Raw genomic sequence first — 13,716 nt, 5'->3', positions numbered from 1 at the left:
CGCATAGGAGCACGGAGGAGCAAAAAGAAGCAAAAAGAAGCATTCGGCGAACGGTCGTTGATGTATCGCCGATCAGTGGCGATTTCACCCGCCCCTCCAGTGTGGCCCCGCCCCATGGGGAACGGGACCACACCTGCTCAGCGTTCGCGCACGTGCACCACATTCAATGAGGGCGAAGCCAGGATGTCCTTCTCGCAGAATCGCGAGGTCACCCACTTCTCACCGGAGAACACCCGGGTCTGGTCGCTGAAGTGGGGCGAGTTCGGATTCGAGGACTGCGAGTACGTCAGCAGCGTACGAGCCACCGGACAGCGGCTGCCGTCCCAGCCCACCGCCTGGATGTGGCTGGAGCCGGTCGACACCTCCGTGTAGCCGCCGCCCGCCGGATTCCACACCGGCTCGACCTTGTTCCACACGCCCAGCGACTCGGTGCCGCCCGGAATCGGGATGCGCTGCCCGTTCCGTACGACGAACTGGTGCTCGCCGAGGCGGGAGTCGAGCGCGATGCCCGCGGCCCGAAGCTCGGTCACCGCGTCCGCGAGGGCCGTGGCGAAGCCCGGGGCGTCGGTGTTGAGGGTGTTCGGGGTGCGCACCGGGTCCGCCGCCGAGAAGGGCACCTTCCACCGCTGGGCGGCCGGCACCTTCGCGGCCAGCTTGCGCCAGAACCGGTCGAAGAGCAGGGCGCCCCGGCTGCCGGTGTCCGCCTTACGGTCCCAGGCCGCGAGCACCGAACAGGCCTCACCGACATCAACCGCCTTGCCGTCACTGCCTGTTGCGGTACCGCCAGGCAGCGCGGCACACGCCTTCGCCACGTCGGCCGCGGCCAGGTCGCCCGCGGGCACCCGGTTCGCGAACTGCTGCCGCTCCAGATCCCGGACGGTCAGACCGCCCCGCTCCGCCATCGCCGCCACGTCCTCGACCGCGCCACGGGTGCGCAGCGAGCGCTGGGTGCCGATGGTGCCGAAGATCCGCTCGTAGCCCGTGAGCGGCCGGTCGGCGTTGGCCAGCCAGGCGCTGTCGTTGGAGTTCTCCGCGTACGGCGCGTCCTTCAGCGTTGGCATGCGCGCGGGCCCGAAGATCCCGGACTGCACGGCGTCGGCGTCGCGGCCGAACGCGCAGTCGCCACGGGAGCCGTCCAGGACCGCCAGACCCGCCGCCGGATAGGTGGCCTTGCCGAGGTCCGTGGAGCACCGCCCCGCGAGGTCGTCGGTGACCCGGGGCAGCACCTGCGACTGGGTGTAGAGCGAGTGCCCCGAGGAGTCCGCGGCGATCGTGTTCACCCACGGGAGCCCCTGGTGCCGGGCCAGGGACGCGAGGACGTCCGCCGTGCCGCGCGCCTTGCCGAAGCCGAGCGAGGTGTCGGCGAACCGCATGTTGGCGGCATTGGGGTCGTTCAGCGCGTACGCCGTCGTCGTGGTCCAGGGCAGCGGGAGCTCGCCGTCGGTGGAGGCGACGACCGGGCCGTACCGCGTCCACCACTGGGTGCGGGTCACGGGGGCGCCGTCCTTGACCGCGACGGTCACCGTCCGCTTCGTCATCCGGTGCCGCTCGCCGTCCACCACGTACACGGTCGGGTCGGCGGGATCCAGCGTCAGGCGGTGCAGGTTGAACGGGACGCCGGTCGACACGGTGTGGCTCCACGCCACATGGGAGTTGTAACCGATGGAGATCGTCGGCGAGCCGAGCAGCGCCCCGCCGGCGACGTTCAACTCGCCGGGAATCGTCTGCTGGGCCTGCCAGAAGCGGCGTCCGCCGTGCCACGGGTAGTGCGGGTTGCCCAGCAGCAGACCGCGGCCGTTGGCCGTGGTGTCGCCGCGGAAGGCGACCGCGTTCGACCCCATGCCCGCGTCGGCGGTCCGCTCCCGCACGGCCCGGATCAGGGCCTCGGCGTCCGGGCTTGTCGCGATGCCCTGGGCATGGGCGGCGGATCCGGTCGGCGGCTGGGCGGAGGTGATGTCGTCCACGGCGCCGCCCTGGCCGCCGAGCACGGCGATGGCGTAGAAGCGGGCCGCCACGTCGAGTGCGGTGACCGGCCGCACCCAGGAGGCTCCCTTGCACGCGGGGTCGGTGATCCGGTTCTGCTTCAGCCAGGTGTTGTACCCGGCCGCGAAGCCCCGCATGAGGTCCTTGACCTGACGGCTCGGACCACGCGGTGCCGGCTGCGCGAGGAGCCCCTCCACGGTGCGTGTCTGACGTACGCCGCGGAAGTACATGTCGCTGGAGAGGTTCTTGCCGGCCGAGGAGAGCGAGAAGTCGGTCGCCGCGTCCGGGCCGAAGAACCGTGAACGCTCGCCGCGCACGGTCACGAAACCGTCGGCGAGCGTGCACACCTGGTCGGCGGCCTGCGCCCAACCGGTGCCGAAGCCAAGGGACGTGTAGTCCTTGGCGACGATGTGCGGAATTCCGTACTCGGTAGAGCGGACCACGGCGGACAGACCGCCGTGCGAGAGCTGCTCGTGCCGGTCCTGTCGGTCCTGCCGCTCGGCCGCGGCGGCGGGCAGCCCGGCCGTGGCGGTGAGCAGGGCGACGGCCGTGACGACGAGCCGTCTGAAGCGGGTGCGCATCGTGCCTCCCAACGTCTTTGAGGGAAGGAGCCGTTGAGCGTACCAACGGGTATGTGTCCCCGGCACGGTGTGCTGTTCCCGCTGGACGTCCTCCTTGACCTGTCCGTGCGGCGCACCGAGGATCATGTGTCATGACGCCTGGACACGGCAGCACGGTTGACGGGGTGCTGCGACGCAGCGCCCGGCGCACCCCGGCGCGCGTCGCGGTGGACTACCGCGACCGCTCCTGGACGTACGCGGAACTCGACGAGGCCGTGTCGCGCGCGGCGAGCGTCCTGCTCGACGAGGGCCTGACCCCCGGTGACCGGGTCGGCGCCTACGGGCACAACTCGGACGCCTATCTGATCGCCTTCCTCGCCTGCGCCCGCGCCGGCCTCGTGCACGTCCCGGTGAACCAGAACCTCACCGGCGACGACCTCGCGTACATCGTCGGCCAGTCCGGCAGCTCCCTGGTCCTCGCCGACCCGGACCTGGCGGCCCGGCTCCCGGACGGCGTCCGTACGGTGCCCCTGCGCGAAGCCGACGACTCGCTGCTGGCCCGACAGGCGACGGCCCCCGCCCACGACGGCCCGGAGCCGCGCAGCGAGGACCTGGTGCAACTGCTCTACACCTCGGGCACGACAGCCCAGCCCAAGGGCGCGATGATGACCCACCGCGCTCTGGTGCACGAGTACCTGAGCGCGATCACCGCCCTGGACCTGAGCGCCGGCGACCGGCCCGCCCACTCGCTGCCGCTGTACCACTCGGCGCAGATGCATGTGTTCCTGCTGCCGTACCTCGCGGTCGGCGCCACGAACACGATCCTCGACGCGCCCGACGGCGACCGGCTCTTCGACCTGATCGAAACGGGCGGCGTGGACAGCCTGTTCGCCCCGCCCACGGTGTGGATCGGCCTCGCGGGCCGCCCCGACTTCGCGACCCGTGACCTCGACGGACTGCGCAAGGCGTACTACGGCGCCTCGATCATGCCGGTGCCGGTACTGGAGCGGCTGCGGGAGCGATGGCCGAAGCTGGCCTTCTACAACTGCTTCGGCCAGAGCGAGATCGGCCCGCTGGCCACGGTGCTGGCCCCGGACGAACACAAGGGCAGGCTGGACTCGTGCGGCCGTACGGTGCTCTTCGTCGACGCCCGAGTGGTCGACGAGGACGGCGAGGACGTACCCGACGGCACACCTGGTGAGATCGTCTACCGCTCCCCGCAATTGTGCGAGGGCTACTGGGACAAACCCGAGGAGACCGCCGAGGCCTTCCGGGACGGCTGGTTCCGCTCCGGTGACCTCGCGGTGCGGGACGCGCACGGCTACTTCACCATCGTCGACCGGGTGAAGGACGTCATCAACTCCGGTGGCGTTCTCATCGCTTCACGTGAGGTCGAGGACGCCCTGTACACCCACGAGGGCGTCGCCGAGGTGGCCGTGATCGGACTGCCCGACGAGCGGTGGATCGAGGCCGTCACGGCGGTCGTCGTCCCGCGGGGAGAGGTCACCGAGGAGGAACTCATCGACCATGCGCGCGAGAAGCTCGCCCACTTCAAGGCTCCGAAGCGGGTGGTGTTCGTGGACGAGCTTCCGCGCAACGCCAGCGGCAAGATCCTCAAACGGGAGCTGCGCGACCGTCTCGCCGGTGACTAGCGGGGACGCAGGTCCTCGATCCGGCGGATCTTGCCCACGGACCGTTCCAGCGACTCCGGTTCGACGATCTCCACGGCGACCGACACCCCGATGCCGTCCTTCACGGCCGCCGCGATGGCCTGCGCCGCGGCGTCCCGGGTCTCGGACGGGGCGTCGGGGCGGGCCTCCGCCCGCACGGTGAGGGTGTCGAGCCGGCCCTCCCGGGCCAGACGCAGCTGGAAGTGCGGTGCGACCCCCGGCGTGCGCAGCACGATCTCCTCGATCTGGGTGGGGAAGAGGTTCACCCCACGCAGGATCACCATGTCGTCGCTGCGGCCGGTCACCTTCTCCATCCGGCGGAACACCCGCGCCGTGCCCGGCAGCAGCCGCGTCAGGTCCCGTGTCCGGTACCGGACGACGGGCATCGCCTCCTTGGTGAGCGAGGTGAAGACCAGCTCGCCCTCCGCACCGTCCGGCAGCACCTCACCGCTGATCGGGTCGACGATCTCGGGGAAGAAGTGGTCCTCCCACACATGGAGGCCGTCCTTGGTCTCCACACACTCCTGCGCGACACCCGGCCCGATCACCTCGGACAGCCCGTATATGTCGACGGCGTCGATCGCGAACCGCTCCTCGATCTCCCGACGCATCTGCTCGGTCCAGGGCTCGGCACCGAAGATGCCGACGCGCAGGGAGGTCGCACGCGGATCGACGCCCTGCCGCTCGAACTCGTCGAGGATGGTGAGCATGTACGACGGCGTCACCATGATGATCTCGGGCTTGAGATCCTGGATCAGCTGGACCTGACGGGCCGTCATCCCGCCGGACGCGGGGATGACCGTACAGCCCAGTCGTTCGGCCCCATAGTGTGCACCGAGCCCACCTGTGAACAGCCCATAGCCGTACGCCACATGGACCTTGTCCCCGCGCCGTCCGCCCGCCGCCCGGATCGACCGGGCCACCATGTCGGACCACAGGGAGAGGTCGGCGTCGGTGTAGCCGACGACCGTGGGGCGTCCGGTGGTGCCGCTGGAGGCGTGGATACGGCGGATACGGTCCTGGGGCACGGCGAACATCCCGTACGGGTAGTTCTCGCGCAGGTCGGCTTTGGTGGTGAACGGGAAACGGGCCAGATCCGCGAGCGAACGGCAGTCCTCGGGCCGTACGCCGGCCTTGTCGAAGGACTCCCGGTAGAACGGCACGTTGTCGTACGCGTGCCGCAGCGACTTCCGCAACCTCTCCAACTGCACCGCCCGCAGCGCCTGAGGGTCGAGCCGTTCCCCCGAGTCCAGCAGCTCCGTCGCATCCGCCATGGAGAGTTCTCCCTCGCCGACCACGTCAATTCGGACGACCGATCATTCGGTCCGGGTGTTCGGGATCAGTAATTCAGGCGGTGGTTGATCAGGCAAGGGGGCGGGCCGCACTTTCGCGAGTGGGGCCGCGGGGCAAGTCGACTCACGCGCCTGTGAGCTGCTCCGTTGCGGGACAGGGCGCCTGCGACCAAGATCGACGCCATGCCGACCTTCCATGCTTCAGACGGGACCGAGATCGCCTACCACCTGCGGGGTGAGGGCGAACCGCTCGTCGTCCTGCCCGGCGGCCCGATGCGCGCCTCCGCCTACCTGGGCGGCCTGGGTGGACTGACCGCGCACCGGCAGCTGGTGCTGCTCGACCTGCGGGGCACCGGGGACTCGGCCGTGCCGGCGGACCCGGCGACGTACCGCTGCGACCACCTGGTGGACGACGTGGAGGTGTTGCGGGCCCACATAGGGCTGGCCCACATGGATGTGCTCGCCCACTCGGCGGGCGGAAGCCTCGCCATGCTCTATGCCGCCCGGTACCCGCAGCGGGTGTCGCGGCTGGCCCTGGTGACCGCGACGCCATGGGCGTTGGGCATGCCGGCCACCGCCGAGGAGCGACTGGCCGCGGCCCGGCTCAGGGCGGGCGAGCCGTGGTTCGAGGAGGCGTTCCCGGCCTTCGAGGCATGGCTGGCCGGGTCGGGAGACTTCGACGCCGTGTTCGCGCCCTTCTTCTACGGGCGCTGGGACGAGGCGGCAAAGGAGCACGAGGCGCGTGGCGACGACGAGTTCAATGACGAGGCAGGAGACATCTACGGCTCCGACGGCGCCTACGACCCGCCCACGACGCGCACCGAACTCTCCCGCCTCGCCGCTTCAGTGCTCGTCCTGGCGGGCGAACTCGACGGAGGCCCCTGCCCCGTACTCGCCCGTCGCGCCGCCAGTGCCTTCCCGAACGCCGAGTTCGCCGTGCAGCCCGGTGCCGGGCACTTTCCGTGGCTCGACGACCCGGAATGGTTCGTACGACGTGTCGTCGCCTTCCTGGACGGGAGTGGCCGTAGAGGGGACTGAGTTCGGTCCGCAAGATCAGGGGTCGTTAAAGTTTCGTCAAAGAATGCTGGAAGAGACACCTGAACGAGGGGGAAGGCCATGGGCGCTCCACGCCTGAGCAGTACGCCATTGCCCGGCATCGGAGTCCGCTACGACCTCACCACACGCGAACAGCGCCGTCTGTCGGTGGTCGCGCACCGGGACGGCTCCCGAACTCTGAGCGCGTACCGCAAGGACGATCCGGACGCGTGCGCGCTGTCGGTTCGGCTCACCTCGGGAGAGTCGGACACGCTGATCGACGCGCTGATGCCGGCGCACCACAGCCCCAACCTGCTGTCCACCACCGAACTGGGCCTCGTCGCCGAGCGGATCGAGCTGTCCGCCACGTCGCACTGGAACGGACGGGTGCTGGGCGAGACCCGGATGCGTACCGAGACCGGCGTGTCGATCGTGGCCGTGCTGCGCCGCGCCGAGGCGATCCCCTCTCCGACGCCCGACTTCCGGCTGGCCGGGGGCGACACCCTGATCGTCATCGGCACCCGCGAGGGCGTGGAGGCGGCCGCCGCGATACTCGGACGGGAGTGAGCCGCGATGCACTCCTCCGCGGTCTTCCTCATCGAGTTCGGCGCGATCATCCTCGGCCTCGGCCTGCTGGGCCGCTTCGCCGCCCGCTTCCAGTTCTCGCCGATACCCCTGTACCTGCTGGCCGGGCTCGCCTTCGGCGAGGGCGGGCTCCTTCCCCTGGGCACCAGCGAGGAGTTCGTCGCCATCGGCGCCGAGATCGGCGTGATCCTGCTGTTGCTGATGCTCGGCCTCGAGTACACGGCCAGCGACCTCGTCTCCAACCTCAAGACCCAGTACCCGGCCGGACTCGTCGACGCCGCGCTCAACGCGCTGCCCGGCGCCCTCATGGCCCTGCTGCTCGGCTGGGGCCCGGTCGCCGCCGTCGTCCTGGCCGGCGTCACCTGGATCTCCTCCTCCGGCGTCATCGCGAAGGTCCTCGGCGACCTCGGACGGCTCGGCAACCGCGAGACACCGGTGGTGCTCAGCATCCTGGTCCTCGAAGACCTCTCCATGGCCGTCTACCTGCCGATCGTCACCGCGCTGCTCGCCGGCGCCGGTCTCGCGGCGGGCAGCGTCACCCTCGCCATCGCGCTGGGCGTCGCCGGGCTCGTCCTCCTCCTCGCGGTCCGCTACGGCCGTCACATCTCGCGGTTCGTGTCCAGCGACGACCCCGAGAAGCTGCTCCTGGTGGTGCTGGGTCTCACCCTGGTCGTGGCCGGGCTCGCCCAGCAGCTCCAGGTCTCCGCCGCCGTCGGCGCGTTCCTGGTCGGCATCGCGTTGTCCGGCGAGGTGGCCGAGGGCGCGCACAACCTGCTGGCGCCGCTGCGGGACCTGTTCGCCGCCGTGTTCTTCGTCTTCTTCGGACTGCACACCGATCCCGCGAGCATCCCGCCGGTGCTGCTGCCGGCGCTGGCCCTTGCGGTCGTCACTGCGCTGACGAAGATCGCCACCGGCTATTGGGCCGCCCAGCGCGCAGGGATCTCCGTCAAGGGCCGCTGGCGCGCGGGCGGAACGCTGGTCGCCCGCGGTGAGTTCTCCATCGTCATCGCCGGGCTTGCCATCACCGCCGGCATCGAGCCGTCGCTGGGTCCGCTGGCCACCGCGTACGTGCTGATCCTCGTGATCCTGGGCCCGCTCACGGCCCGGTACACGGAGCCTGTGGCCACGAGGCTGACGGAGCGCCTGGGCGGGCGCACGCCGGGCCGTCAGGCGGACACCCGGGGCGGGGCCGAGAGCGATGCGGAGGCCGAGCCGTCGGCGGACGCGCCGCACGACGTGGTGGAGGGCCAGGACGTGGTGGGCCGGCCCTGAGCGGGGGCACCTGGTACGGCCGGGGAGTTGCCGCTCTCCGGCCGTACGCCTGCCGCCTCGGAATGGGGCCGGGGGCAACGGCGCAGAACGGGAGGCGACCGGTGCGAGGCGATGAGCTAGCTCCGCGCTCGCCGGCGCCGGTGTACGACGTATCCGGCGGTCAGCCCCAGCGCGCAGGCGGCCATGCCCGCTCCCAGCGCCACCTCGAAGTCCGCCGGCCCCGTGCTGCCGCCCAGGCCGCCTCTGACTCCCAGGGTGGGGAGCGGCGTGAGCGTGGGGAGTACCGCCACGGGGGGGACGACCGCCACGGCCGTGCCGCGGCGGGGCAGGAACTCGCAGACGATGTTGTCGTTCCGCCCCCGGTCCTCGTCCAAGCGGTGGGGGTCGCTGAGATTGCGGTTGAACTCGGCCTCGGCGTCTTCCCGGAAGCGGAAGTCGCTGCAGTTCAGGTCGCCGTGTGCGTGGGCGATCTGGACCGCCGGTCCGGCGGTGACGACAACGGTGAGGGCGGTCGCGCACAGTGCGCGTATGGGTATGTTCACGGGGTTCCCCTTAGGTCCTGAGGCCTCGACGACCGTCATTGCGACCGTAGGGATGCCACCCGTGCGCCGTCGCGTACAGCTACGCCATACGGTGCTTCCGCCCCCAGGCGAAGCCCCCCCGACTGTCGACCCCCCCCCGGCTGCCGGCTCTCCCCGGCTGCCGCCCGCTCAGCCCGTCCGGGGCCCGTACGCCGTCATGAACCGGTCCCGGAAGCGGTCCATGCCCCAGGTCGGAGCGTTCTCGGCGGGCTTGAGGCCGTCCGTCCAGTTCCAGTCGGCGATGTGGTCCAGGACCTTCTGGTCGCGGGCGACGATCGTGACGGGGACGTCCTTGCTCGTGCTGCCCGCGGTGACCGTCGGGACGGGCTGGTGGTCGCCGAGGAAGACGAGGACCGTGTCGTCGGTGCCGTAGCGCTCCACCCACTCGGTGAGGCTGCGGATCGAGTACTCGATGGCGCGGCGGTACTCGGTGCGGACGCGCTCGGGGTCCTTCCAGACCTCCTTGGGGTCCGTGCCCTCCTTCTTGATCTGGTGGAAGACCGAGCCGTCGCCGAGGTCGTCCCAGTCGATCATGCGGGCGATGGGGGACCAGGGGTTGTGGCTGGAGGCCAGGATGATCTCCGCCATGATCGGCTCGCGGTTCTTCTTGCCGTGCTCCAGACGCTGGAAGGCCTCCAGGCTGAACTGGTCGGGTACGGGCGTCCAGCTGAAGTACGGGCCGTGGTAGCCCAGGTGCTCGGAGTCGTAGATGTGGTCCAGGGCGAAGTACTTGCCCTCCGGCCAGGCCCGCCGCACCCCGGGCACGACGCCGACCGTGCGCCAGGCGCCGGTCTTGCGGAAGTAGCTGTTCAGCGTCGCGCGGTCGCTGGTCGTCAGACTCCGGTACCGCTGCTGGTTCTTGATCCACAGACCGGAGAGGAACGTGGAGTGCGCCAGCCAGCTCCCCGCCCCCGTCACCGGCGACTTCAGCCAGGCGCTGCGGGACTGGAACCCGGCCGCCTTGAGCGAGTTGGTCCCCTCCTTGAGCACCGAGTCGATCTGCGGCGCCATCGCCGGGTCGTCGATCGCGACACGGCCGTAGCTCTCGATGAACGTGAACAGCACGTCCTTGCCGCGAAGCCCCGTCAGCAACTGGTCCGGCGGTGTCTGGGCGAAGGCGTCCACCGCCGCCTGCTTCTGGAAGATCTGTCCGTCCTTCAGGCCCGCGCGCACCTGCTCGACACGGTTGTTGACGAACTCGGCGTTGCCCTTGGTGGCCAGTGGGACGCCGGCGACCTGGACGCCCAGCGTCATGCAGGTCATCCAGGCGGTCCCCAGGATCAGCGTCGTGCGGGCGGCGGTGGGCCGGTGACGGACCATGAGGTTCGTCACCCGCACCATCGCCAGCGTCATGAGGACGAGCACGGCGAGGAGCAGGACGATCACGCCGACCACCGCGAGCACCTGACCGGTCCGCCCGAACGTCTCCCGGACGAACTCCGCCGCGTCGTCGAGCAGTATCCAGTCCAGGACGAGGTCGAAGGGGCGGGCCAGCACCTGGTAGAAGCCCATGTCGACGAACTTCAGGACGGTGAGCAGCCCGAGGAGCGCTCCCGCCACCCTCGCCGTCAGCCGTCGTGACCGGGGCGGCAGCGCCAGCAGCAGGCCCGCGAGCAGGATCCCCTCGGCCGGGAGCCGGAAGAACGCCTCGGGGCCGAGCCGTTCGAGGCGGTTCGGCACGAGGAGCGCGAAGAGCAGGAGCGCACCGGCCAGGACCGTCGTTCCCACGGTGACGCCGCGTGCCGTACGGGGGTAGCGGCGGCGCCAGCCGAACCAGCCGGGGGAGGGGGAGGCGGGCGCTTCCGCGGGGTCGGTCTCCTTGGCGCCGTCCGCCTCCGTGGCCGTCGCGGTTGCTTGGGCGGCTTTCGACGCGTCAGCCGCGTCTGCCACCGGTTCCGTCGCGTCCGCCGCCCCATCCGCCCCTTCCGAGGCTTCCTCTGTCGCGGCGGTGTCCTCGTCCCTGTCCGCCCCGCCCTCAGCAGGGTCCGTTGGCTGACGAGAGCGAGTGAAGAGCGACACCCGGTGGTCCTTCCGTGCGGTCTTGCGATGGCATGGCAGACAGCGCCCTATGGGCGAGCCTGCCACCACGAGTACGTCCGCACGTCACCTTAGGTTCAATCCGAGCTGCCCGGAATTCACCCGTCCGCGGCCGACGCGACCTCCCGCGCCCACCGGTAGTCCGCCTTCCCGCTCGGCGAGCGCCGGATCGAGTCCGCGATCACCAACTGGCGCGGGATCTTGTACCCCGCGAGATGGGAGCGGCAGTGCGTCTGGATGTCCGACAACGACGGCTGGACAGCCCCCGACCGCAACTGCACCACAGCCGCCACATGGTGCCCCCACTTCGCGTCCGGTACCCCGGCCACCAACGCGTCGTACACGTCGGGATGGGACTTGAGCGCCTGCTCGACCTCCTCCGGGTACACCTTCTCGCCCCCGGTGTTGATGCACTGCGAGCCGCGGCCCAGCACGGTCACGACGCCCTCCGCGTCGACCGTGGCCATGTCGCCGAGCAACACCCACCGCGCGCCGTCCTTCTCGAAGAAGGTCTCGGCCGTTTTCCCCGGGTCGTTGTAGTAGCCGAGGGGCACATGGCCGCACTGCGCGATCCTGCCCACCTCGCCCACTGCGACCGGCGCGTGCGTGGCCGGATCGACCACCTGTGTACGGGAGTTGACGCGGACGCGGAAGCCGCGCTCGGGGCCGGAGTCCTCGGTCGCCGTACCGTTGAAGCCGGACTCCGAGGAGCCGAAGTTGTTCAGCAGCAGGACATTCGGGACGAGTGCCTGGAACTGCCGGCGCACCGTGTCGGACATGATCGCCCCGGACGACGACACGCTGAACATCGACGAGCAGTCCGTGCCCTTCATGGGCCCGCTGAGGGCGTCGACCAGGGGGCGCAGCATCGCGTCGCCGACCAGCGACATGCTGGTGACCTTCTCCTTCTCGATCGTCCGCAGCACTTCCTCCGGTGCGAACTTGCGGTGGATCACGACGCGTTGGCCGAAGTTGAAGCCGATGAAGGCGGTCAGCGTGGATGTCCCGTGCATCAGCGGGGCGGTCGGGAAGAAGGTGATCCCGTCGCCGCCCGCAGCCACGCGCTCGGCGAGCTCCTCGGGCTTCTGCACCGGCTCGCCGGTCGGCGCACCGCCGCCCAGCCCCGAGAAGAACAGGTCCTCCTGGCGCCACATCACACCCTTGGGCATGCCGGTGGTGCCGCCCGTGTAGATGATGAACTGGTCGTCGCCGGACCGCGCCGGGAACCCTCGCTCGGGCGACCCGCCGCGCTCGGCGTCCGCGAAGGCCACTGCAGGCACGACCGGCGCCGCCGCCGAACCCGGAGCCGCACCGCCCACCCGCACCAGATGCCGCAGCCCGTCCACCTGCGGAAGCGCCGCGGCCACCCGCTCCGTGAACTCGGTGTCGAAGACCAGGGCCACCAGATCGGCGTCCCGGTACAGGTACACCAACTCCTCTTCCACATACCGGTAGTTCACATTGACGGGAACGATCCGCGCTTTGAGGCAGCCCAATACCGTCTGCAGGTACTCGACCCCGTTGTAGAGGTGGAGCCCGAGGTGCTCGCCGGGCCGTATCCCGCTGTCGATCAGATGGTGGGCGATCCGGTTGGCGGCCGTGTCCAGCTCCGCGTACGTCAGACGGCGTTCCGCGCCTGTGCCCGGCTGGTCGATGTACACAAGCGCCTCGCGGCCCGGAACCACGTCGACGACCGACTCGAACAGGTCGGCAAGGTTGTACTCCACCGCTCCTCCTGACCTCGCTCACCACCGGCTGCCGGTCATCAGAGCAAAGGGCGGCACAAGTGTGAAGGGTCCGCGCACAAGAAATCTGACTGTCTGTCAGAAAACCCTTGAAGTGCCTCCCCGCCTACTGCAACCTGTTCTCGTTCTTTCAGAGGGGAGATGGGCGATGGGTGGGACGGAACACCTCACCGTGCGGCGCGAAGGCGCCACACTGGTGCTCACGCTGAACAGGCCCGAGGCCAGGAACGCGCTCTCGCTGTCCATGCTCGTCGGGCTGTACGACGGCTGGATCGAGGCCGACGAGGACGACGCGATCCGCTCCATCGTGCTCACCGGGGCGGGCGGCGCCTTCTGCGCCGGGATGGACCTCAAGGCGCTGGCCGGGCAGGGCATGGAGGGCGAGCACCACCGGGACCGGCTGAAGGCCGACCCGGACCTGCACTGGAAGGCGATGCTGCGCCACCATCGCCCCCGCAAGCCGGTGATCGCCGCCGTCGAGGGGTACTGCGTGGCCGGCGGCACCGAGATACTCCAGGGCACCGACATCCGGGTCGCGGGCGAGTCGGCCACCTTCGGGCTCTTCGAGGTGAAACGCGGGCTGTTCCCGATCGGCGGTTCCACGGTCCGCCTGCAACGCCAGATCCCGCGCACCCACGCCCTGGAGATGCTGCTCACCGGACGCCCTTACGACGCTCGGGAAGCCGCCGACATCGGCCTGATCGGGCACGTGGTCCCCGACGGCACGGCCCTGGCCAAGGCCCTGGAGATCGCCGAGCAGATCAACGCCTGCGGGCCGCTGGCCGTCGAGGCCGTCAAGGCGTCGGTCTACGACACCGCCGAGCTGACCGAGACCGACGGCCTGGCCGCCGAACTGGGGCGCGGCTGGCCGATCTTCGACACCGCAGACGCCAAGGAAGGCGCCCGCGCCTTCGCGGAGAAGCGGCCGCCCGTCTACAAGCGAGTCTAGAGAGGGA

10 protein-coding genes are annotated in these 13,716 nt (G+C 70.3%); 5 read left to right on the top strand and 5 right to left on the bottom strand.

What is annotated here, in order from left to right; genetic code table 11:
• Positions 1-137: 137 nt before the first annotated feature.
• Positions 138-2,564 (bottom strand): penicillin acylase family protein, encoded by a 2,427-nt coding sequence (locus tag BLU79_RS14595; RefSeq protein ID WP_093906179.1) that lies wholly within the window; start codon positions 2,562-2,564, stop codon positions 138-140.
• A 131-nt stretch (positions 2,565-2,695) separates the two neighbouring features.
• Between BLU79_RS14595 and BLU79_RS14590 the strand changes: the two genes are divergently transcribed.
• Entirely contained in the window at positions 2,696-4,195 is a 1,500-nt protein-coding gene (locus BLU79_RS14590) for an acyl-CoA synthetase (protein ID WP_093906178.1), read from the top strand.
• On the opposite strand, the gene paaK is transcribed toward BLU79_RS14590, so the two are convergent.
• Positions 4,192-5,487: a phenylacetate--CoA ligase PaaK gene (paaK, locus tag BLU79_RS14585; protein ID WP_093906466.1), complete on the bottom strand. Its 1,296-nt coding sequence runs from the start codon at positions 5,485-5,487 to the stop codon at positions 4,192-4,194. The genes BLU79_RS14590 and paaK overlap by 4 nt on opposite strands.
• A gap of 201 nt (positions 5,488-5,688) precedes the next feature.
• On the opposite strand from paaK, the gene BLU79_RS14580 reads away from it, so the two are divergent.
• From BLU79_RS14580 to BLU79_RS14570, 3 genes are all read left to right on the top strand, one after another.
• Positions 5,689-6,543 carry an alpha/beta fold hydrolase gene (locus BLU79_RS14580; protein WP_093906177.1) on the top strand — a complete coding sequence of 285 codons (855 nt, stop codon included), beginning with the start codon at positions 5,689-5,691 and terminating at the stop codon, positions 6,541-6,543.
• A 78-nt stretch (positions 6,544-6,621) separates the two neighbouring features.
• A complete protein-coding gene (locus tag BLU79_RS14575; protein ID WP_093906176.1) occupies positions 6,622-7,107 on the top strand; it encodes a cation:proton antiporter regulatory subunit in 486 nt (161 codons plus the stop codon).
• A 6-nt stretch (positions 7,108-7,113) separates the two neighbouring features.
• Positions 7,114-8,397, top strand: a complete 1,284-nt coding sequence (locus BLU79_RS14570; protein WP_093906175.1) for a cation:proton antiporter — start codon at positions 7,114-7,116, stop codon at positions 8,395-8,397.
• A gap of 116 nt (positions 8,398-8,513) precedes the next feature.
• Here the strand turns inward: BLU79_RS14570 and BLU79_RS14565 are convergent, their stop codons facing one another.
• The 3 genes from BLU79_RS14565 to BLU79_RS14555 all read right to left on the bottom strand — a co-directional run bounded on the left by BLU79_RS14565 (position 8,514) and on the right by BLU79_RS14555 (position 12,742).
• Positions 8,514-8,939 (bottom strand): hypothetical protein, encoded by a 426-nt coding sequence (locus tag BLU79_RS14565; protein ID WP_256333296.1) that lies wholly within the window; start codon positions 8,937-8,939, stop codon positions 8,514-8,516.
• 168 nt (positions 8,940-9,107) lie between these two features.
• The gene (locus BLU79_RS14560) at positions 9,108-10,868 is read right to left on the bottom strand and encodes an alkaline phosphatase family protein (RefSeq protein ID WP_371131864.1); all 1,761 of its coding nucleotides are present in this window, start codon (positions 10,866-10,868) and stop codon (positions 9,108-9,110) included.
• Positions 10,869-11,113: 245 nt separating this feature from the next.
• The gene (locus BLU79_RS14555; RefSeq protein WP_093906173.1) at positions 11,114-12,742 is read right to left on the bottom strand and encodes an acyl-CoA synthetase; all 1,629 of its coding nucleotides are present in this window, start codon (positions 12,740-12,742) and stop codon (positions 11,114-11,116) included.
• A 166-nt stretch (positions 12,743-12,908) separates the two neighbouring features.
• Here BLU79_RS14555 and BLU79_RS14550 point away from each other — a divergent pair, with 166 nt between their 5' ends.
• Entirely contained in the window at positions 12,909-13,709 is an 801-nt protein-coding gene (locus BLU79_RS14550; protein ID WP_093906172.1) for a crotonase/enoyl-CoA hydratase family protein, read from the top strand.
• Positions 13,710-13,716 lie beyond the last annotated feature (7 nt).

The organism is Streptomyces sp. cf386, assembly GCF_900103585.1.
Taxonomy (GTDB): Bacteria; Actinomycetota; Actinomycetes; order Streptomycetales; family Streptomycetaceae; genus Streptomyces.
The sequence above is the reverse complement of the archived record's forward strand: the minus strand, read 5'-3'. Positions and strand labels throughout refer to the sequence as shown.